This is a genomic window from Streptomyces angustmyceticus (assembly GCF_040701845.1).
Lineage (GTDB): Bacteria > Actinomycetota > Actinomycetes > Streptomycetales > Streptomycetaceae > Streptomyces > Streptomyces angustmyceticus_A.
Map to the genome: position 1 here is coordinate 117,261 of NZ_JBFBHQ010000008.1, position 20,886 is coordinate 138,146.

Genomic DNA, 20,886 nt, shown 5'->3' on the forward strand with positions numbered 1-20,886 from the left:
GCCACAGGTCATCAACGGAATATCGAAAATGATGTGTCGGATGCCGTTCCGTCGGGCGGGCGTCGTTCCCCCTGTGGCAGGGGCGCGCGCCGGACGCACACAGCAGCGGCCTATTCTTCCACGGCCCCGGTCGTCCGCCCAAATCGGCCGTCCGCGCCCTCCGACCAGCCCAGGGCGTCGAGTATCGCGCGGTCGCGCTTGTCGAAGGCGGCGGGGTCGGCGCGCTCGATCAGGTCGGGGCGGTTGCGGTCGGTGCGGCGGAAGGCCTCGTCGCGGCGCCAGCGGGCGATCTTGCCGTGGTGGCCGCTGAGCAGTACGTCGGGGATGCCGCGGCCGCGCCACTCGGGGGGCTTGGTGTAGACGGGCCCCTCCAGGAGGTCGGCCATCGCGCCGGGGGCGAAGGAGTCGTCCTGGTGGGAGGCGGCGTTGCCGAGGACGCCGGGCAGCAGCCGGGCCACCGCCTCGACCATGACCAGCACCGGCGCCTCGCCGCCGGCCAGGACGTAGTCGCCGATGGAGACCTCGCGGACGTCGACGCGGTCGCCGTACTCCTCGATGACGCGGCGGTCGATGCCTTCGTAGCGGGCCGGGGTGAACACCAGCCAGGGCTTGGCGGAGAGTTCGACGGCGAGCTGCTGGGTGAAGGGGGCACCGCTCGGGGTGGGGACGACGATCACCGGTGCACCCTCACCGGAGGCGAGGATCTCGTCGAGCGCCTCGCCCCACGGCTCGGGCTTCATGACCATGCCGGGGCCGCCGCCGTAGGGGGTGTCGTCGACGGTGTTGTGCTTGTCGTGGGCCCATGCGCGCAGGTCGTGGATGCGCACATCGAGCTGTCCGCGGGCCCGGGCCTTGCCGACGAGGGAGACGTTCAGCGGTTCGAGGTACTCCGGGAAGATCGTGACGACATCGAGCCGCATCAGCTCTCCTCGCGGCTGCCGGCGATCTCGGCCTGGCTCGCGTCGAGCAGGCCGGTCGGCGGGTCGATGACCGCGCGCTGCTCCTCCAGGTCGATCTCCGGGACGATCTCGGCGACGAACGGGATGAGGACCTCGCTGCCGTCGGGCCGCCGGACGACCAGCAGGTCCTGGTAGGGCAGGTGGGAGATCTCCGAGATCCGGCCGACCTCGGTGCCGTCGCGGGTGACGACGTCGAGGTCGATCAGCTGGTGGTCGTAGAACTCCTCGGGGTCCTCGGGGACCTCCTCGGGGTCGACCTCCGCGATCAGCAGGGTGTTGCGGAGCCCCTCGGCGGCCGTGCGGTCCGTGACGCCCTCGAAGCGCAGCAGCAGCCGGCCGCTGTGCACCCGGCCGGCCGTGATGGTCAGCGGTCCGACGGAGGACGGTTCGGTGGCGAGGACGGCGCCCGGGGCGAGCCGCAGCTCGGGCTCGTCGGTGCGCACCTCTACCGTGAGTTCGCCCTTGATGCCGTGGGCGCGGCCGATCCGTGCCACTACCAACTGCACGCTGTTCTCTCTCCCCTTGTCACGGCTGGACGGCCGCCGCTTTCGCGGAGGTGGCCGAGGACCGTCGTGGTTTCTCGATGGGTGGTGACGCGGACGGGTCCACGGTCACCAACGAACTCGGGCCGGGGACGGCCCGAGGGCCCTCCCCGGCCCGAGCCGGTGTTCAACTTGTCAGCGGACCTGGTCCACGTCGACGAGGTCGACGCGGATGCCACGGCCGCCGATGGCGCCCACGACGGTCCGCAGAGCGCGGGCGGTACGGCCGTTGCGGCCGATCACCTTGCCGAGGTCGTCGGGGTGGACCCGGACCTCGAGCACGCGCCCGCGACGCAGGGTGCGCGAGGCTACCTGCACGTCGTCGGGGTTGTCGACGATGCCCTTGACGAGGTGCTCGAGGGCTTCCTCGAGCATGCTCAGGCCTCGGTCGACTCGGAGGTGGACTCGGCCGCAGCCTCGTCCGCCTTCTTGTCAGCCTTCTTCGCCTTCGGGGTGATGGCCTCACCCTTCGGCTCGTCGCCGGACGCCTTGGCGGCGGCCTCGAAGAGGGCGCGCTTGTCGGCCTTCGGCTCGGCGACCTTCATCGGCGCCGGGGCCGGCAGGCCCTTGAACTTCTGCCAGTCGCCGGTGACCTTGAGGATGGCCGTGACGGGCTCGGTCGGCTGCGCGCCGACACCCAGCCAGTACTGGACACGCTCGGAGTCGACCTCGATGCGCGAGGGGTTCTGCACCGGGTGGTACAGGCCGATCTCCTCGATGGCCCGGCCGTCACGGCGGGTACGGGAGTCGGCGACGACGATGCGGTAGTGAGGCGAACGGATCTTGCCCAGACGCTTCAGCTTGATCTTGACTGCCACGGGAGTGGTGTCTCCTGGTCTTGACGTGGTGGGGCACAACGGGATGCCACGTGGGGTTGCGGTACTCGGGGTGCCCGATGGACGCGTCAGCCGGAGGAGAGAGGGGTCCTGTGCGACTGTCGAGTACAGCTAGCCATTGTGCCACACGCCCGTGGGTCAGCCGACCGCGGCCACCTCGGGGATCCGGAAGGGCTTTCCGCAGCCGCCGCAGACGATCGGCGCCTGGGCGAGCACGGACGGCACAACGCGGACATTGCGCCCGCAGTCGCAGACGGCCTTGACGCGGACGCCCCCTCCGGAGGAGCCGTGCCGGGCGGCCGGGCCCCGGAAGCTGCGGGTGGTGTCGGTGGCGGTGGCGGCGGAGTGCGCCTTGAGGGCTCTGGCCAGCCGTTCGATGGTGGAGCGGTAGCGCCTCCTGGCCTCGGGGTTGAGCGTGACCAGGGAGAATCCGCTGCTGGGGTGCGGCTCGTCGGCGTGGTCCAGGCCCAGCTCCTCGGCGATCGCCAGGAAGCGGCGGTTGTGGTAGCGGCCTGCACGGGAGGTGTCGCGGACGCCGCGGGCGGCGGCGATGCCGTGGACTGCCTCATGGAGCAGCCGTTCGAAGGAGAGTTCCGCGCCGCAGGCGGACGAGGACTCTCCGATCAGGGACTCGGGGGCGGCCAGGTCCGGCAGCTCGGGGTGGTGCCGTTGAATATCGGCCCAGGCGAGCGCCAGTTCGGCGGCGAGGACAGGCGGTGTCGTGCTCACGTCGTGACAACGAGCCGGGGTCGTCCGGTGTTCCGATTCCGGGCCATCCCAAATAATTTGCACGTACCAGTCAGTTTCCGGTCATGAGTCATGGCCAGGGCGTGGTGCGCAGATCTGCGCAGAAGGCGCCCAGCAGCCCTCAAGCCGGTACGTATCCCCGCGTACGCCGCATGGCGTAGCCGGTCGCATACCGGGGAAACGATCACCGCGGCGATGGTACGGGCAGGCACCCGGGCCCGGCGGCACCGGCTCGCCACCCCACCGTAGGCGCCGGCGGGCACGGGCGTCCGGACGGCCCCCGGGACCCCGGTGGCGGGCGCTGCCGTGGCGGATCGGCGCCGGCCGGGTCACCCTGGAACGGCGCTCCAGGGAGCGGGCCCGGCGCACGCGGGGGCGCGCGGGAGCCAATCCCGGCGCACCCCCTGGACGCCCGGACGAATGCGCAGTTGTCTGGTTCGCGGGGGCGCACAACGCGCGAACACGGGGGCGATCGGTACGGAACAGCTTCGGGTTCTCGGCGAATAGGGGCGCTATCGATGTCACCGACGCTCGTGCGGCACCAGCTTCCGCACTCCGGATCCATGCGCTGCGACGACCCGCCCGCGTGGGCCGGGGCACGGGCGCGCACCCGTGACTGGGCCGAGATCCAGGAGCGGATGCTGGTGCCGCTCTACGAAGCCGCGTACGACCGCCTGGGCATCGGTCCCGCCACCCGCCTGCTGGGGCTGGGCTGCGGCTCCGGGCTGGCGCTGCTGCTGGCGGCGGCCCGCGGCGCGCAGGTCAGCGGGGCGGACGCGGACGAGTCCCGGCTGGAGCTGGCGCGCGAGCGGCTCACGCCGGACGGCATGCCGGAGCACACCCGGCTGGTCAGCGGCGGCCTGGAGGACGCGGTGCCCGAGGGCGCCGCCTTCAATGTGATCACGGCGTTCCACCCGGTGGGCTGTGTGAGCACCGTCGAGGGGCTGACGGCGTCACTGACCGCGGCGGCCGGGCTGGCGGAGCGCGGCAGTGCGGTGGTGCTGGGCGGCTGGGGCCCGGTGGAGCGGTGCGCCACGGCCGGGGTGCTGCGGGTCGCGCGGCGGCTGACCGATCCGCCGGGCGACTACGGCGTCGGCTCCGCCGGCTGGTGGCCCAGCAGCCGGGACGACCTGGAGGAGCTGGCGGAGCGGGCCGGGCTGCGGCCCGACGGTTCGGGCCGGGTGGCCTGCCCGTTCGGCTACGCGGATCTGGCGAGCGCGGTGCGGGGGCTGCTGTCGACGGGGCTGTTCGACCCGGCGCTGGAGGCCGCCGAGCAGCGCGAGGTGGAGAAGGAGCTGGCGGAGGCGCTGCATCCGCATCAGCGGGCGGACGGGACGGTGTGGATGCCGAACGTCTTCCGCTATCTGATCGCGCGGACGAGGTAGCGCGGGACGGCCGCGGTGTGCGGAGCGGGCTTCCGGCAGGGGGCCGGCAGTCTTCGTCCGCCCCCCTCATCCCCTGACGGGCTCGCTCCCGGACGGGGGTGCGGTCGCGCCGGGCGGCCGGGAAGGCACTGATGAACGCTTCGCTGCAGACCGTCTCGGGCCCGCTGCCCGCTTCCGCCGTGCGCGGACCGGTGCTCGCGCATGAGCATCTGGCGCTCGACCTGACCCGCGGCGCCGACAGCGCCGCGACCCTGACCCCCGGGCACCGGGCCGCGATCACCGAGGAACTGGCGTCGCTGCGCGCCGAGTTCGGCCTGCGGCTGCTCATCGAACTCACCTGCCGGGGCATGGGGCGCGATGTGGCCGCCATGGCCCGGATCGCCGCGGATTCGGGGGTCGCGGTGGTCGCGGCGACCGGCTGGTACTACGAGCCGTTCCACCCCGCGGAGCTGAGCCGCACCAGCGCGGAGCGGCTGGCCCGGACCCTGGTCGGGGAGATCGAGCGGGGCTGCGGCGGCTCCGGGATCCGGCCCGGGGTGATCGGCGAGGTCGGCAGCCACGGCGATCTGCCGAGCGAGCCGGAGGCGCGGACGCTGACCGCGGCGGCGCTCGCCGCCACCGCGACCGGCCTGTCGGTTGCCACCCATGCCCAGTTCGGCCGCGGCGGCCTCGCCCAGCTGGAGCTGCTGACGGCGGCCGGGCTGCCGCCGGACCGCGTCAGCATCGGGCACCAGGACCTGCTGGACGATCCGGCGGTGCACCGGGAGCTGGCGGCGGCCGGTGCGTTCATCGCGTTCGACACCGTCGGCAAGGAGAGCTACCGGAGCGACCGGGTGCGGCTGCGGCTGCTGCTGGCGCTCCTGGAGTCCGGGTACGCCGACCGGGTGCTGCTCAGCTGCGACGTCTCCCGCCACGGCTACCTGGTCAGCGAGGGCGGGATGGGCTACGGGCACCTGTTCCGGTCGTTCCTGCCGCGGCTGCGGGCGGCCGGGGTGGACGAGGAGATGATCGACCGGCTGACGCGGCGCAACCCGCTGCGGTTCCTCACCGGGCAGGACGGGGCGGACGACGGGCCGCCGGAAGGGGGCGGCGGGAACGGTGCCGCCCGGTGAGCGTGCGGCTGCCGCGGGCCTTCCCCCTGGCGCTCGCCCCCGGCACGGTCGAGGTGACGTCCGGCCCGACGGGCGGGGCCGCCGGAGTCGACGGGGTGTGACGGCCCGTGGGGGCGGCCCGTCGCGGGGTGCTGGGAACGGCGACGAGCCTCCGCCCGCCCGGTGGCGGTCGGAGGCTCGCGAGCGAAGCCGTGGGCTCAGCCCATGAACTTCTTGAACTCCTCGGGGAGTTCGAAGTTCTGCGGGTCCTGGCCGCCCTGCGGCAGGCCCAGCGGGTTGCCGGACTGGGCGGCCTCGCGGCGCGCCGCCGCGGCCTCCTCTTCGGCCTTGCGCTTCATCGGGTTACCGCTCTTGCGCTTGCCCTTGGCCTGCTTGACCTGCTTCTTCTTGCGGGCCCCGCCACCCATGCCCGGCATCCCCGGCATGCCGGGCATCCCGGGCATGCCACCGCCCTGGGCCATCTTGGACATCATCTTGCGGGCGTCGAAGAACCGCTCCACGAGGCCCTTGACCGCGCTGACGTCGACACCGGAACCCTTGGCGATGCGGGCCCGGCGCGAGCCGTTGATGATCGTCGGCTCCTGGCGCTCGGCCGGGGTCATCGACTTGATGATGGCGGCCGTGCGGTCGACCTCGCGCTCGTCGAGGTTGTTGATCTGGTCCTTCATCTGCCCCATGCCGGGCAGCATGCCGAGCAGCTTGGAGATGGAGCCCATCTTGCGGACCTGCTCCATCTGGGCCAGGAAGTCGTCGAGGGTGAACTCCTTGGGGCCCTTCGCCAGCTTGGCCGCCATCTTCTCGGCCTCGGCCTGGCTGAAGGTCTGCTCGGCCTTCTCGATCAGGCTGAGCATGTCGCCCATGCCGAGGATGCGGGACGCCATGCGGTCCGGGTGGAACGCGTCGAAGTCGTCCAGCTTCTCGCCGTTGGAGGCGAACATGATCTGCTTGCCGGTGACGTGCGCGATGGACAGCGCGGCACCACCGCGGGCGTCGCCGTCGAGCTTGGAGAGCACCACGCCGTCGAAGCCGACGCCGTCGCGGAACGCCTCGGCGGTGTTGACCGCGTCCTGACCGATCATCGAGTCGACGACGAAGAGGACCTCGTCCGGGCTGACCGCGTCGCGGATGTCCGCGGCCTGCTGCATCAGCTCCTGGTCGATGCCCAGGCGGCCGGCGGTGTCGACGATGACGACGTCGTGCTGCTTGGTCCGCGCGTACTCGATGGAGTCCTTGGCCACCTGGACCGGGTCGCCGACGCCGTTGCCCGGCTGGGGGCCGTAGAAGGCGACCTCGGCGCGCTCCGAGACGACCTGCAGCTGGTTGACGGCGTTGGGGCGCTGGAGGTCACAGGCGACCAGCAGCGGGGCGTGGCCCTGCGCCTTGAGCCAGCGGCCGAGCTTTCCGGCGAGGGTGGTCTTGCCCGCACCCTGCAGACCGGCCAGCATGATCACGGTCGGGGGCGTCTTGGCGAACCGCAGCCGGCGGGTCTCGCCGCCGAGGATGCCGATGAGCTCCTCGTTGACGATCTTGATGACCTGCTGGGCCGGGTTCAGCGCCTGGGAGACCTCGGAGCCGGTGGCGCGCTCCTTGACCTGCTTGATGAAGGCGCGGACGACGGGGAGGGCGACATCGGCCTCGAGCAGCGCGATACGGATCTCGCGTGCCGTGGCATCGATGTCCGCCTCGCTCAGGCGGCCCTTGCCCCGGAGGTTTTTGAAAGTACTCGCCAAGCGGTCGGAAAGCGTATCGAACACGGCGGTCGTCGATCCTCGGGGTCGGGGGCGGGGTCCAGTCGGGTTCCAGGGTATCCGGCTGCGCAAGCGAACCGGTCCCGCCCTGCTCGCCGGCCGCTACTGCAGGGCCCGCTCCACGGCCTTCGCCACCTCGTGGGCCGCGTCGTCGGCCAGCGGCTCCCCGTCCGCGCCGGTGACGTAGAACGCGTCCACCGCGTTGGCGCCCAGCGTGCTGATGTGGGCACTGCGGACGGCGACGCCCGCCGTGTCCAGGGCGCGGCCGATGCGGTGCAGCAGGCCGTGGGCGTCCTGCGCCCGGACCTCGATGACGGTCGCGGTGCGGGAGCTGCCGGTGACCACGGTGACCCGCGGCGGCGGGGCGAGCACGGCACGTGCGCGGCGGGCGTAGGCGCGTTCGCGCTCGGCGAGACGGGCGGGGATGTCGAGGGAGCCCTCCAGGGCACGGACCAGGTCGGCGCGCAGCCGGTCGGCGCGCGGCAGCGAGCCGTATTCGGCGGCCACCCGCCAGCGCAGCAGCAGGACCGGGCCGTCGTCGGCGGGGTCGAGCAGCAGCAGGTCGGCGGCGCGGACGGTGAGCCGGTGCAGGGCCAGCACACCCGCGGCCGCGGGCAGGACGCCCGGGGTGCCCGCCGGGGCCGTCGCGGGGCGGCGGCCGGGCGCCCGGTGGGCGGGGACGGCGATCAGCAGTTCCACGCCGACCGGTTCCCGGGCGGGCGCCCCGTCACCGTCCCCGGGGTCGGCGGGGGGTTCGGAGCGGGTGTGCAGCGCCAGGACCGGGCCGCCGGTGCGCCGGGCCTCGGCCGCCAGCCGCTCCTGCTCCGCGGTCGGCTCGTCGGCCTCGCGCGCCTCCGTCCCCGGCTCCCCCGCGAGGTGCGCGGCGACCCGCTTGACCAGGTCGGCGACGAGTCCGCCGCGCCAGGCGCTCCAGGCGGCGGGCCCGGTGGCCAGGGCGTCGGCCTCGGTCAGGGCGTGCAGCAGCTCCAGGGTGCCGGTGCCGCCGACCGCCTCGGCGACCACGCCGACGGTCGCCGGGTCGTCCAGATCGCGCCGGGTGGCGGTCTCGATGAGCAGCAGGTGGTGCCGTACGAGGGTGGCGATCACCGCGGTGTCGCGGGCGTCGAAGCCGAGCCGGGCCGCCACGTCGCGGGCGATGGTCTCGCCCGCCGCCGAGTGGTCACCGGGCCAGCCCTTGCCGATGTCGTGCAGCAGGGCGGCGATCAGCAGCAGGTCGGGGCGGTGCACCCGGCGGGTGAGCGCACTGGCCCGTACGGCGGTCTCGACGAGGTGGCGGTCCACCGTCCAGGTGTGGACGGGGTTGCGCTGGGGGCGGCAGCGGACACGCTCCCAGTCGGGCAGCAGCCGCGTGATGATGCCCTCGGCCTCCAGGGCCTCCCATACGGGCACGGTGTGGGTGCCCGCGCCCAGCAGCGTCACCAGCTGCTCGCGGGCCTCGGCGGGCCAGGGCACGGGCAGCGGCCGGGCAGCGGTGGCGCAGCGGCGGATCGAGTGGGTGGCCAGCGGCAGTCCGGCCTGGGCGGCGGCGGCCGCGGCGCGCAGCACCAGCACCGGGTCCCGCTCGGGGCGCGCGGTACGGGCCAGCACCGCCTCGCCGTCGAGTTCGACGACGCCCTCGGCGAGCGGTGAGCGCTCGCCCTTGCCCGCGGTCCGGCCGTGCAGCAGGCCGCGCAGCATGGGCTTGACGGAGCGGGCGCGCAGCACCCGGCCGACCTCGCGCCAGGTCACGTCGGCCGCGTAGGAGATGGTGCGGGCGGATTCGTAGGTCTGCCGCAGCAGGGCGTCGGCGTCCAGCATGCCGAGGGCGCCGGCGACCTGGTCCTGCTCCTGGAGGGAGAGCCGGTCGGTGGCCCGGCCGGTGGTCAGGTGGAGCGCGTCGCGGGTGTCCAGCAGCCGGGTGCGGGCGGCTTCCAGGCCGCCGCGCGGGGCGTCGGCGAGCCAGGAGGCGGCGACCGCCCGCAGTGCGGTGGCGTCCCGCAGCCCGCCCCTGGCCTCCTTGAGGTCGGGTTCGAGCAGGTACTGGAGCTCGCCCTGCCGCTCGGCGCGCTCCTGGCACAGGTCGTGGAGCTCCGGGAGCCGCTTGGGGGCGCTCTCGCGCCAGTCGGCGTAGGCGGCGGTGCGCAGTGCGGCGGTCAGGTCCGCGTCGCCGGCCAGGTGGCGGGCGTCGAGGAGGCCCAGCTGCACCTTCAGGTCGTCGCGGGCCGTCCTGCGGGCCTCGGCGGGGGTGCGTACGGAGTGGTCGAGGGCCAGGCCGAGGTCCCAGACGGGGTACCAGAGGTGGTCGGCGAGCGCGGCGAGGGCGCCGGCGTCGGCGCGGCCGTCGTGCAGCAGGAGGAGGTCGAGGTCGCTGCGCGGGGAGAGTTCGCCGCGACCGTAGCCGCCGACGGCGACCAGCGCGGTCCCGGACAGTCCTGCGGCGGTGGCGTGGCGGTTCAGCAGCCCGGCCAGCCAGTCGTCGGTCATCCGGGCGAGGGCGGCGCGGCGGTCGGGCCCGATGGCCGCCTCGTCCTGGAGGAGCCGCAGCCGGGCCGCGGGGTAGCCGCCCTCCGGGGCGGGCTCGTCCGCCGGGCGCACCGCGTGGTCCGGCCCTGCCGTTTCCTCGACGCTCTCGGTCACCGCGCGCGCTCCTCGGTCGTGTGGTCCCCCGTCGTCTTCCCCGGATGCCGCCGTGCACCCTCAGTCTGGGCCGCCGCGGGGCGGGCGGCCATCCGCCGCCCGGGCGCTCCGGCCCCGGCGGCGGATGCCGCGCTGGTGCCGGAGCCGCGCCGGGGCGGCGGCGGAGTCACAGTGCGTCCGGTCCCCGCTCCCCGGTCCGCACCCGTACGGCGTCGTCGACGGGGACGGCCCAGACCTTCCCGTCGCCGATCTTGCCGGTGCGGGCCGCCTTGACGACGACGTCCATCAGCTCCTCCGCGTCGGCGTCCTCGACCAGCACCTCGATGCGGATCTTCGGCACCAGGTCCACGGTGTACTCGGCGCCCCGGTACACCTCCGTGTGGCCGCGCTGCCTGCCGTAGCCGCTGGCCTCGGTGAGCGTCAGGCCGTGCACCCCGAAGGCCTGCAGGGCGTCCTTCACCTCGTCCAGCCGGTGCGGCTTGATTACTGCCGTGATGAGCTTCACGCTTCCACCTTCTTCGTCTGGGCCTCGCCGAGTGCCGGTCCCCTGCGGCCGACCGTGCCGCCGCCCGCGCCGGTGAAGTCGTACGCGGTCTCCGCGTGTGCGGCCTGGTCGATGCCGGCGACCTCCTCGTCCTCGCCGACCCGGAAGCCCATCACCAGGTCGATGGCCTTGGCAAGGACGTAGGAGACGACCAGCGAGTAGAGCAGGACGCAGACCACGCCGACGGCCTGCCGGCCGAGCTGTTCGAAGCCGCCGCCGTAGAACAGGCCCTTGGCCTTGCTCTGCACCCCGCCGGTGGCGAACAGCCCGATGAGCAGGGAGCCGACGACACCGCCGACGAGGTGGACGCCGATGACGTCGAGGGAGTCGTCGTAGCCGAACTTGTACTTGAGGTTGACCGCCATGGCGCACAGCACACCGGCGATGGCGCCGACCGCGATGGCGCCCAGCGGACTGACCGCGCCGCAGGCCGGGGTGATCGCGACGAGTCCGGCGACCGCGCCGGAGGCCGCGCCGAGCGTGGTGAACGAGCCGTGCCGGAGCTTTTCGTACGCCAGCCAGCCGAGCATCGCGGCGGCGGTGGCGACCTGGGTGTTGACGAAGGCGACCGCGCCGATGCCGTCGTCGTTGCCGAGCCAGGAGCCGGCGTTGAAGCCGAACCAGCCGAACCACAGCAGTCCGGCGCCGAGCATCACCAGGGGCAGGCTGTGCGGGCGCATCGGGTCCTTCTTGAAGCCGATGCGCTTGCCGACGACGAGGAGCACGCCGAGCGCCGCCGCGCCGGCGTTGATGTGCACGGCGGTGCCGCCGGCGAAGTCGATGACCTTGAGCTCGAAGAGCCAGCCGCCCTCGCCCCAGACCCAGTGGGCGACGGGGAAGTACACGAGGGTGACCCACAGGGCGATGAAGAGCGCCCAGGCGGTGAACTTCACCCGGTCGGCGAGCGCACCGCTGATCAGCGCGGGCGTGATCACCGCGAACATCAGCTGGAAGACCGCGAACACATAGACCGGGATGGTGCTGGTGCCCCACAGCTCGGTCAGGCCGATGCCGCTGAGGCCGGCGAAGTTGCCGTTCCAGCCGATGAAGCCGCCGCTGTCGGTGCCGAACGCGAGCCCGAAGCCGTACAGGACCCACAGGATCGTGACGATGCCCAGGCTGATGAAGCTCATCATCAGCATGTTCAGCACGCTCTTCACCCGGACCATGCCGCCGTAGAAGAAGGCGAGGCCGGGGGTCATGATCATCACCAGTGCGGAGCAGATCAGCATGAACCCCGTGTTGGCGGGGCTGAGTGTCACCTTGTCTGCGGCAAGCGTCAGGATGCCTGGGGGCATCGGCGTCTCCTCGTCGTCGATGCGGCCCGTGCGGGCGTGTTTCTGGTGGGCCGACTTCGCGATGAGGTTGTCGCAGCGTGGTTTCGGCCAAACCTTGCGGGTGTTTCCCCCCAGTGACGAAGACGCCTCTCGTGTTACGCCACGGTGAACTCCCAGATCAGCCCGCCCTCACCCGTTCAACCCACCGAAACCACCGATGGAGCAACCCCTGCGGGGCCCAGCCACTGACGCGAGAGCGGCGCCGGTTCGGGCGCAAAGGGGTGCGCACACCACAGCCCGACCGCGGCTGCCGCCCGCGTGACCTGGCATGGGGGAGCCGAGTCGGGCTGTACGGGGCGGCGGCCGCGGCCGGAGTCGAAGGGGCGTGCCGTCAGACGGCCGCCGCTGATTCGGGGAGCTGGCGGGTGAGCTCGTCGCTGAGCCGGATCACGTCGGCAACACCGCCGAATTCCCGCGCCGCGGTGTCCACGGTCTTGCGCAGCCGGGTGTTGACCCGCTCCGAGCGGACCTGCCGGGCGAACGGGATCGCCTGCTGCGCCATCGCCGCGCAGGCCTCCGGTTCCTTCTGCAGGAGGTGCACGGTGGCCATCCCGATCAGGTTGAGGGCGTACGAGCGCTGGTGCTCGGGGTCCTGGCCGAACAGCTCCACGGCGCGTTCCATGACGGGCGCGGCCAGCGAGGCGTAGGTGGGGCTGCGCCCGGCGACATAGGCGAGGTCGCGGTAGGAGTGGGCGTTCTCGGCGTTCAGCTCGGCCTCGGAGAAGAAGCGGATCCAGTCCGGCTCGGGCTCGCCGGGCAGCGCGTCGGAGAAGGTGTCCTCGGCCATCCGGACGGCCCGCTTGACCTTGCTGGGCTGGCCCATGCCGGCGTAGGCGCGGGCCTCCATCGCATACAACATGGCCTGGGTGCGGGGGGTGGCCGTCTCGCGGCTGCCGTACTGGGCGAGGTGGATCAGCTCCAGTGCGTCGTCGGGCCGGCCGAGGTGGATCATCTGCCGGCTCATGCTGGAGAGGATGTACGAGCCCAGGGGCCGGTCGCCGGCCTCCTTGGAGGCGTGCAGGGCCAGCACGAAGTACTTCTGCGCGGTGGGCTGCAGCCCGATGTCGTAGCTCATCCAGCCGGCGAGTTCGGCGAGTTCGGCGGCGACCTTGAACAGCCGCTTGGACACCGCCTCCGGCTGCGGCTCCTGGAGGAGGTCGGTGACCTCGTGAAGCTGGCCGACCACCGCCTTGCGCCGCAGCCCGCCGCCGCACTGGGCGTCCCACTGGCGGAACATCGCGGTCGTCGACTCCAGGAGGTCCAGCTCCGGCTTGGACAGCCGCGCCGGGCGCCGGGCGCGGTCGGGCTCCGCCGCGCCGCCCTGGCCCGCGGGCACCGGCACCAGCCAGCGCTGCATCGGCTCGATGAGGCTGGGGCCCGCGGCGAGGGCGAGCGAGGTGCCGAGGAAGCCGCGGCGCGCCAGCATCAGGTCGCTGCGCGAGAACTCGCTGATGAGGCTGACGGTCTGGGCCCCGGCCCAGGGCAGGTCCACACCGGAGACGGACGGGGACTGGTGGGCGGAGCGCAGCCCCAGCTCCTCGATGCCGACCACGCAGCCGAAGCGCTCGGAGAACAGCTCGGACAGGATCCGCGGGATGGGCTCGCGCGGCTGCTCGCCGTCGAGCCAGCGGCGCACCCGGGAGGTGTCGGTGCTGATGTGGTGCGCGCCCATCTGGCGGGCCCGGCGGTTGACCTGTCGCGCCAGCTCCCCCTTGGACCAGCCGCTGCGCATGAACCACGAACCCAGTTGTGCGTTGGGTTGTTTGGCGGCGTCGGTGCCGCCACTGCCGCCGTTGCCGCCCACTGGAAGCCCCTCCCGATACCTGTCCTGATGCCTGGTGCGTACTGCGAACCGCCCACGGCCCGGCGCCTGTTGCGACGCCTGTCCGGGGTACATCTACCCGACCACGGATTCCGGCCACACCTTTTGGCCTGTGCACACCGGTGCGTTGCCACCGGCATACCCGTGCGAACGATGCCTCTTCGGGGTTCGTGCACCGAAAGTAATCCTACGATCACGCCTCACGCGAGGGCGATTGCGGAAACGCCACCATTCGCCACCCCTTCGTATGAACTCCCCGACAGGGTCTCGCGATTGACTTGACACAGGTCGAGCACGGCCGGGCGGAGCGAAGCACGGAAGGGCTCGCGAGCCGCAGCGCACCACCCGGCACACGACGTCACACCACCGGCAGCGCGGGCCGGCGACGGAGCGTGAAGGGCAGCATGTCGTCAACCCGCCGACTCGTAACCACTGGCACGCACCACCCGTTGGAGGGGGCATGGGCTTCACGATCGGCGGCATCCGAGAGATCCGTTCCAGCTCCCGGCGCCGCGCCCGCTCGACCGACATCACGGCGGTGGCGGAGTACACCGGCCTGTGGGGCTGGGACGTCGTCCCGGGCGCCCGCGCGGTGCGGGCGGGCAGCGGCCGTACCCACTGCTCGTGCGGCGACGCCGACTGCCCCTCCCCCGGCGCCCATCCGCTGGCCTTCGCCGCCGAGCTGACGGCCGGGGCCACCTGGGAGACGGCCGCGGCGGCCTGGGCGGAGACGCCGGGCGCCGCGCTCCTGCTCCCGGTGGGCCGGTCGTTCGACATCCTCGACGTGCCGGAGGCCGCGGGCCGCAACGCCCTGGGGCGCCTGGAGCGGATGGGGCTGCCGCTCGGCCCGACCGCGGTGACCCCGACCGGCCGCGCGCTGTTCTTCGTCGCCCCCGGCGCGGCCAAGGAACTCCCCGACCTGCTCTACCGGATGGGCTGGGACGACGCCGCGCTCGACCTGCGCTCCCTGGGCCCCGGCGACCACATCACCGCGCCCCCCTCCGACCTCGGCGGCCACGGCCCGGTGCGCTGGCTGCGCCCGCCGACGCCGGCCACCACGGACCGGCCACCGCAGGCCCGGCTGGTGGTGGGCACCCTGGCGTATGTGTGCCACCGCGCGGCGGCGTGATGCCCGGCGGCTCCCGCCCGTACGGCGCGCGGGCGCTCGCGGGACCCCGGCGGCCGGGGCCATGACGTCGGCCCCCGGTACCCGCCGTGTGCGGGTCGGGGGCCGATGACGGTCCGGGCGCGATGCCCTGGCCGCGGCGTCAGTCGATCAGGGCGTCGACGAAGGCCTCCGGCTCGAACGGCGCCAGGTCGTCCGCGCCCTCGCCCAGGCCGACGAGCTTGACGGGGACGCCGAGTTCCCGCTGGACGGCGATGATGATGCCGCCCTTGGCGGTGCCGTCGAGCTTGGTGAGCACCACACCGGTGATGTCCACGACCTCGGCGAACACCCGGGCCTGGACCAGGCCGTTCTGGCCGGTGGTGGCGTCGAGGACGAGCAGCACCTCGCCGACCGGTCCGTGCTTCTCGACGACCCGCTTCACCTTGCCGAGCTCGTCCATCAGGCCGGTCTTGGTGTGCAGCCGGCCCGCGGTGTCGATCAGCACGACGTCGGCGGACTCGGCGATGCCTTCCTTGACCGCGTCGAAGGCGATCGAGGCGGGGTCGCCGCCCTCGGGGCCGCGGACCGTACGGGCACCGACCCGCTCGCCCCACGTCTGCAGCTGGTCGGCGGCGGCGGCGCGGAAGGTGTCGGCGGCGCCTAGGACCACGGACTTGCCGTCGGCGACCAGGACCCGGGCGAGCTTGCCGGTGGTGGTGGTCTTGCCGGTGCCGTTGACGCCGACGACCATGACGACACCGGGGATCTCGTCGCCGCCGTTGCCGATGCCGTTGGCGGTGTGCACGGTACGGTCGGCGTCCGTGCCGATGAGGGCGAGAAGCTCCTCGCGCAGCAGGGCGCGCAGGTCGTCGGGGGTACGGGTGCCGAGGACCTTGACCCGCTCGCGCAGCCGCTCGACGAGTTCCTGGGTGGGGGCGACGCCGACGTCGGCGGTCAGCAGGGTGTCCTCGATCTCCTCCCAGGTGTCCTCGTCGAGGTGTTCGCGGGACAGCAGGGTCAGCAGGCCCTTGCCCAGGGCGTTCTGGGAGCGGGAGAGCCGGGCGCGCAGCCGGACCAGGCGTCCGGCGGTGGGCTCGGGAACCTCGATCTCGGGCGCGGCGGGCGCCTCGGGCTCCGCGGCCGGCGCCTCGGCCACGGGGGCCTCGGCGGTGGGCAGCGTGACTTCTTCGATGGTGCGACGCTCTTCGTCGCGAGGGGTCTCGGCCTCCTCCCCGACATGCGGTTCGGCAGGCGGCGCGGTGACGGAGGTATCAGGGGCAGCCGGCGGGGGCGGCGGCAGCTGCTTCTTCTTGCGTCCGCTGACGACGAGCCCGCTGATCGCGCCGAGCACGACCACGGCGATGACTACGGCAAGGATGACGGTTTCCATAACCCCTCCAGTATCAGCCACGCCCCGCCCGTGGGGACCGCACGCGCCGAACCTGGACGAGGGGCGGCCCGGATCGAGCGCCGGGCCGCGGCCGGCCCGGTCGCAGGGGCCCGGCTGGACCCTTCGACGAACCTGGGTGACACTCGTACTCGTCGTGGGGTCCAACGGTGCACATCGCCATAAGTTGGATCAAAGTACGATGGTCGGGGCCGCGCAACGCGCGTAGAGTCCTGGCAGCCAAAATGCCGGCCAGGCACCACAGCCGCTGCCTGCACCTCCTCTCCCCAGGGGGTGCCTCCAGATCCCCGCACGGAGATACCTGCACCATGGGCACCACGTCTGCTTCCCCGCCCGAGACCGACGGCGCCGTCGAGACCCGCGGCATCGAGCCCGTTCCCGACCACGAACGCCACGGCCGGGTCCGCGAGCTCTTCCCGACCTGGGTCGCCGCCAACATCAGCGTGTTGTTGCTCACCATGGGCGCCTCGCTCGTGGTCAACAACGGGCTGAACTTCTGGCAGGTCCTGCTGGTGGCCGCGATCGCCGCGGCCGTCGCCTTCGGCATGGTGGGCGTGCTGTCGGTCTCCGGAAAATGGGGCGGCGCGCCCGGCGCGATGCTCTCCCGGGCGGCCTTCGGCGTCCGCGGCAACTACTTCCCCGGCGCGATCCTGTGGGTCGCCCGCTTCGGCTGGGAAACGATCAACGCGGTCACCGGCGCGTACGCGGTGCTGACCGTGCTGCATCTGCTGCTGGGCATCGAGAGCAACAACGTCCTCGTCGTGGTCACCCTGCTCGCGTTCGTGGCCGTCACCTACCTGGTCAGCGGTCTGGGCCGCAAGGCGCTCAACGTCTGCAACAAGTACTCGACGTACCTGTTCGGCCTGTTCAGCATCATGGTGCTGGTCTACCTGGTCGCCACGATGGACTGGGACGCCATCTTCGCCAAGAAGGCCGGCACCACCGCCATGGTGATCGCGGGCATCGGCACCATCGCGGCCGGCGGCATCAGCTGGGTGCCGACGGGCCCCGACTTCGCGCGCTACCTCCCGCACTCCGCGTCCGGCAAGAAGATCGTCGGCACCACCGTGTCCGGCGCGGCCCTGGTCCTGCTGCCGATGGTGCTGATGGGCGGCGTGATGGCCGTCTCCAACCCGAAGCTGGCCGGCCAGAACACCGACCCGATGTCGTTCCTCGGCACCATCCTGCCGTCCTGGCTCGCGGTCCCGTACCTGGTCACCGCGCTGGTCGGCATGGTGCTGATCAACAGCCTGTCGATGTACTCCGCGGGCTTCACCGCCCAGACCATGGGCGTCAAGCTGCCGCGTGCCCTCGCGGTCAGCATCAACGCCGTCATCAGCCTGGTCGGCGGCCTGTTCATGATGCTGGTGGCGAAGGACTTCATCGGCCAGTTCATCGCCTTCCTGACGCTGCTCGCGGTCTCCTTCTCCGCCTGGATCGGCGTCTACGGCGTCGACATGGCCCGGCGGCGCAAGCTGGCGGTGCGCTACGACGCCGACAGCCTGATGAACACCGGCCGCACCAGCCGTTACTGGTACACCGGCGGCTTCTGCTGGCAGGCCATGACGGCCTGGGCGGTCGCGCTCGGCGCGGGCCTGTGCTTCACCAAGGTCCAGTGGTTCACCGGCCCGCTGGCCACCACCTGGATCGGCGAGAACGGCCTGGGCTGGGCGGCCACGATCGCGATCGCCGCGATCGCCTTCGCCGTCCTGCCGGCGCCCAGGGAGTCCGTCCCGGCGGCCGGCGACGGCGAGGCGGCCGAGGCCCGGGAGTCCGTCGCGGCGGCCTGACCCGGCCCGGCCCCGCCGGCCGGCCCCTAGTGAACTGACGCAACGTCAGCTAACGTCCCCTTCGCCAACCGCCTTGGCGAAGGGGACGTTTGCCATGTCTGCCCTGCCCGCCCACCCGTCACCCGGCCACCTCACCGCCACGCGGCCCTCCCGGAGCCCCCGGCCCGAGGAGGGCCCCGCCGCTCCGGCCGGCTGCCTGTCGGTCCTGCGCATCAACCTCGTCGATCCCGCACCCACGCCCGCCACGCAGTCCGCGCGCTACCGGGCCGCCGTCGAGATGGCCGCGTTCGCCGACGACCGCGGCCTCACCATGGTCCAGACCGAGGAGCACCACGCCACCACCAACGGCTGGATGCCCTCCCCGCTCACCTTCGCCGGCGCGGTCTTCGGTGCCACCCGCCGGATCGGCGTCACCGTCTCCGCACTGATCACCCCGCTGCACGACCCGCTCCGGCTGGCCGAGGACCTCGCCTCGCTCGACCTCCTCAGCGGCGGACGGCTGGTCACCGTCGCCGGCCTCGGCTACCGGCCCGAGGAGTACGCGGCGCACGGCAAGGACTGGCGGGGCCGCGGCGCGCTCCAGGACGAGGTGCTGGAGACCCTGCTGTCCGCCTGGACCGGCGAACCCTTCACCTACCGGGGACGCACGGTCCAGGTCACCCCGCGCCCCTGCACCCGGCCGCACCCGCTGCTGCTGATCGGCGGCAGCTCACGCGCCGCGGCCCGGCGCGCGGCCCGCCTGGGGCTCCCCCTCTTCCCCAGCGCCCACCTCCCCGAGCTGGAGGCCTACTACCACCAGCAGCGCGCCGTCTTCGGCACCGAGGGCTGGGTGATGCAGCCGCCCGAGCGGACCTCGCTCCTCCACCTCTCCGAGGACCCCGACCGCACCTGGGCCGCGTACGGCGGCCATCTGCTGCACGAGGCCCGGATGTACGCCTCCTGGCAGTCCGCCGGCACCCGCTCCGCGGTGCGCTCGACCGCCCAGGACGTGGCGGCGCTGCGCGCGGAGGGCGTCTACCGCATCGTCACCCCGGACGAATGCCTCCGGCTCGCCCGGGAGAACGGCGGGCACGGCGGGCACGGCGCGCTGATCCTGCATCCGCTGTGCGGGGGGATGCCCGTCGACGAAGGCTGGCGCTCGCTGCACCTCTTCGCCGAGCGGGTGCTGCCCCGCCTGGAGGGCTGAACGGGCGGGGGCGGCGGATCAGCCTCCGGGGAGAAGACGAACCGGGTACGGGCCCAGGACAGCGGCGACGCCCGAGACGCCCCGTCGTCCCGGGCACAAAAAACGGGTACTGCCCGGGGTCCCTGTTGACCCGGGGCAGTACCCAGTACTGAGGAGAAGGACTGGCGGGGGGTTAGCCCATCTCCTCCAACGCCTTGCCCTTGGTCTCCTTCACGAACTTGAGCACGAAGGGGATCGAGAGCAGGGCGAAGACCGCGTAGATGACGTACGTACCCGAGAGGTTCCAGTCGGACAGGCTCGGGAAGCTGGCCGTGATGGCCCAGTTGGCGATCCACTGCGCCGAGGCGGCGACGCCGAGCGCGGCGGCGCGGATCTTGTTCGGGAACATCTCGCCGAGGAAGACCCAGACCACGACGCCCCAGGAGAGGGCGAAGAAGAGCACGAAGACGTGGGCGGCGATCAGTGCCACGGTGCCCTCGGTGGCGGGCAGGGTGCCGGCCGCGGTCTTGGAGGCGAACGCCCAGGCCTCCGCCGCGAGGGCGAGGGCCATACCGGCCGAGCCGATGAGCGCCAGCGGGCGACGGCCGATCTTGTCGACGAAGACCATCGCGACCACGGTGCCGATGATGTTGATGATCGACGTCGTGAAGCTGTAGAAGAACGAGCTGCTCGGGTCGATGCCGACGGACTGCCACAGCGCCGAGGAGTAGTAGAAGGCGACGTTGATGCCGACCAGCTGCTGGAAGACCGACAGACCGATACCGACCCAGACGATCGGCAGGAAGCCGAACCTGCTGCCGAGCAGGTCCTTGAACTTCGGCTTCTCCTCACGGCGCATGGCGTCCTGGATCTCGGTGACGCGCTTGTCGAGGTCCACGGTCTTGCCCTCGACCTCGGCGAGCACCTCCTGGGCACGGGAGATCTTGCCGACGGAGATCAGGTAGCGCGGCGACTCGGGGATCGCGAAGGAGAGCAGGCCGTACAGGGCGGCCGGGACGACCATCACGCCGAGCATCCACTGCCAGGCCTCCAGGCCGGCGACGACACCGCGCTGGTTGCCGTGGGCGAGGTTGAGGATGCCGTAGTTGACGAGCTGGGAGATCGCGATGCCGACGACGATCGCGGCCTGCTGGAACGAGCCGAGGCGGCCCCGGTAGGCGGACGGCGAGACCTCGGCGATGTAGGCCGGGCCGATGACCGAGGCCATACCGATCGCGAAACCGCCGACGATCCGCCACAGGGCGAGGTCCCACAGGGCGAACGGCAGGGCGGAGCCGATGGCGCTGGCGACGAACAGCACCGAGGCGATCTGCATCACGCGGATGCGGCCGATGCGGTCCGCGATCCGGCCCGCGGTGGCCGCCCCGACGGCGCAGCCGATCAGCGCGACGGCGATCACCTGGGCGAGGACTGCGGATCCGACGTCGTAGCGGCTGCGGATCGCCTCGACGGCGCCGTTGATGACGGCACTGTCGTAACCGAAGAGGAAGCCGCCCATCGCGGCAGCCGCGGTGATGAAGATGACATGGCCGAGATGGTCGGGGTGGGCCTTACGGCCTTCCGAGCCCGTCGGCTGCGCGGTGCTGGTCAACGTGAACTCCAGTGGCCCGGCTGCGCTGCCGGGTTAGGGGGCTGGCCCTACAAGTGGTGCATAGGTTGGGGGTACCCACCACTTGAAGGTAAAAGCAACGTTGCAGAGACTATGCCTTCAAGTTTCGAAGTCAA

General features: G+C 72.5%; 17 protein-coding genes. 5 read left to right on the top strand and 12 right to left on the bottom strand.

Annotated features, from left to right (window positions below; translation table 11 throughout):
• Window positions 1-110: 110 nt before the first annotated feature.
• The 5 genes from trmD to AB0411_RS19960 all read right to left on the bottom strand — a co-directional run bounded on the left by trmD (window position 111) and on the right by AB0411_RS19960 (window position 3,066).
• Entirely contained in the window at window positions 111-920 is an 810-nt protein-coding gene (gene trmD / locus AB0411_RS19940) for a tRNA (guanosine(37)-N1)-methyltransferase TrmD (RefSeq protein ID WP_366418607.1), read from the bottom strand.
• Complete coding sequence (rimM, locus tag AB0411_RS19945; protein ID WP_366418608.1) at window positions 920-1,465, bottom strand: ribosome maturation factor RimM; 546 nt, start codon at window positions 1,463-1,465, stop codon at window positions 920-922. The genes trmD and rimM overlap by 1 nt, the downstream gene beginning before the upstream one ends.
• A 171-nt stretch (window positions 1,466-1,636) precedes the next feature.
• Entirely contained in the window at window positions 1,637-1,876 is a 240-nt protein-coding gene (locus tag AB0411_RS19950; protein WP_003980229.1) for an RNA-binding protein, read from the bottom strand.
• Window positions 1,877-1,878: 2 nt separating this feature from the next.
• Complete coding sequence (gene rpsP, locus AB0411_RS19955; protein WP_366418609.1) at window positions 1,879-2,319, bottom strand: 30S ribosomal protein S16; 441 nt, start codon at window positions 2,317-2,319, stop codon at window positions 1,879-1,881.
• A gap of 156 nt (window positions 2,320-2,475) precedes the next feature.
• Window positions 2,476-3,066: a hypothetical protein gene (locus AB0411_RS19960; protein WP_366418610.1), complete on the bottom strand. Its 591-nt coding sequence runs from the start codon at window positions 3,064-3,066 to the stop codon at window positions 2,476-2,478.
• Between the two features lie 536 nt (window positions 3,067-3,602).
• Here AB0411_RS19960 and AB0411_RS19965 point away from each other — a divergent pair.
• Entirely contained in the window at window positions 3,603-4,469 is an 867-nt protein-coding gene (locus AB0411_RS19965) for a methyltransferase domain-containing protein (protein WP_366418611.1), read from the top strand.
• A gap of 131 nt (window positions 4,470-4,600) precedes the next feature.
• Window positions 4,601-5,581, top strand: coding sequence for a phosphotriesterase family protein (locus tag AB0411_RS19970; RefSeq protein ID WP_366418612.1), 981 nt, complete (start codon window positions 4,601-4,603; stop codon window positions 5,579-5,581).
• Window positions 5,582-5,778: 197 nt separating this feature from the next.
• On the opposite strand, the gene ffh is transcribed toward AB0411_RS19970, so the two are convergent.
• The 5 genes from ffh to nsdA all read right to left on the bottom strand — a co-directional run bounded on the left by ffh (window position 5,779) and on the right by nsdA (window position 13,651).
• On the bottom strand, window positions 5,779-7,335 hold the full coding sequence (gene ffh / locus AB0411_RS19975; RefSeq protein WP_366418613.1) for a signal recognition particle protein: 1,557 nt from the start codon (window positions 7,333-7,335) through the stop codon (window positions 5,779-5,781).
• A gap of 96 nt (window positions 7,336-7,431) precedes the next feature.
• Window positions 7,432-9,924 carry a [protein-PII] uridylyltransferase gene (locus tag AB0411_RS19980; protein WP_366418727.1) on the bottom strand — a complete coding sequence of 831 codons (2,493 nt, stop codon included), beginning with the start codon at window positions 9,922-9,924 and terminating at the stop codon, window positions 7,432-7,434.
• Between the two features lie 208 nt (window positions 9,925-10,132).
• Complete coding sequence (locus AB0411_RS19985; RefSeq protein ID WP_366418614.1) at window positions 10,133-10,471, bottom strand: P-II family nitrogen regulator; 339 nt, start codon at window positions 10,469-10,471, stop codon at window positions 10,133-10,135.
• Window positions 10,468-11,808, bottom strand: coding sequence for an ammonium transporter (locus tag AB0411_RS19990; protein ID WP_366418615.1), 1,341 nt, complete (start codon window positions 11,806-11,808; stop codon window positions 10,468-10,470). The genes AB0411_RS19985 and AB0411_RS19990 overlap by 4 nt, the downstream gene beginning before the upstream one ends.
• A 370-nt stretch (window positions 11,809-12,178) precedes the next feature.
• Window positions 12,179-13,651 carry a transcriptional repressor NsdA gene (nsdA, locus tag AB0411_RS19995; protein ID WP_437042662.1) on the bottom strand — a complete coding sequence of 491 codons (1,473 nt, stop codon included), beginning with the start codon at window positions 13,649-13,651 and terminating at the stop codon, window positions 12,179-12,181.
• A 478-nt stretch (window positions 13,652-14,129) separates the two neighbouring features.
• On the opposite strand from nsdA, the gene AB0411_RS20000 reads away from it, so the two are divergent.
• Window positions 14,130-14,798: a bifunctional DNA primase/polymerase gene (locus AB0411_RS20000; RefSeq protein ID WP_366418616.1), complete on the top strand. Its 669-nt coding sequence runs from the start codon at window positions 14,130-14,132 to the stop codon at window positions 14,796-14,798.
• A gap of 139 nt (window positions 14,799-14,937) precedes the next feature.
• On the opposite strand, the gene ftsY is transcribed toward AB0411_RS20000, so the two are convergent.
• The gene (gene ftsY / locus AB0411_RS20005; RefSeq protein ID WP_366418617.1) at window positions 14,938-16,167 is read right to left on the bottom strand and encodes a signal recognition particle-docking protein FtsY; all 1,230 of its coding nucleotides are present in this window, start codon (window positions 16,165-16,167) and stop codon (window positions 14,938-14,940) included.
• Between the two features lie 326 nt (window positions 16,168-16,493).
• Here ftsY and AB0411_RS20010 point away from each other — a divergent pair, with 326 nt between their 5' ends.
• Window positions 16,494-17,975: a purine-cytosine permease family protein gene (locus AB0411_RS20010; protein WP_366418618.1), complete on the top strand. Its 1,482-nt coding sequence runs from the start codon at window positions 16,494-16,496 to the stop codon at window positions 17,973-17,975.
• A gap of 94 nt (window positions 17,976-18,069) precedes the next feature.
• Window positions 18,070-19,161, top strand: a complete 1,092-nt coding sequence (locus tag AB0411_RS20015) for an LLM class flavin-dependent oxidoreductase (RefSeq protein ID WP_366418619.1) — start codon at window positions 18,070-18,072, stop codon at window positions 19,159-19,161.
• A gap of 172 nt (window positions 19,162-19,333) precedes the next feature.
• On the opposite strand, the gene AB0411_RS20020 is transcribed toward AB0411_RS20015, so the two are convergent.
• Entirely contained in the window at window positions 19,334-20,752 is a 1,419-nt protein-coding gene (locus AB0411_RS20020; protein ID WP_366418620.1) for a sugar porter family MFS transporter, read from the bottom strand.
• Window positions 20,753-20,886 lie beyond the last annotated feature (134 nt).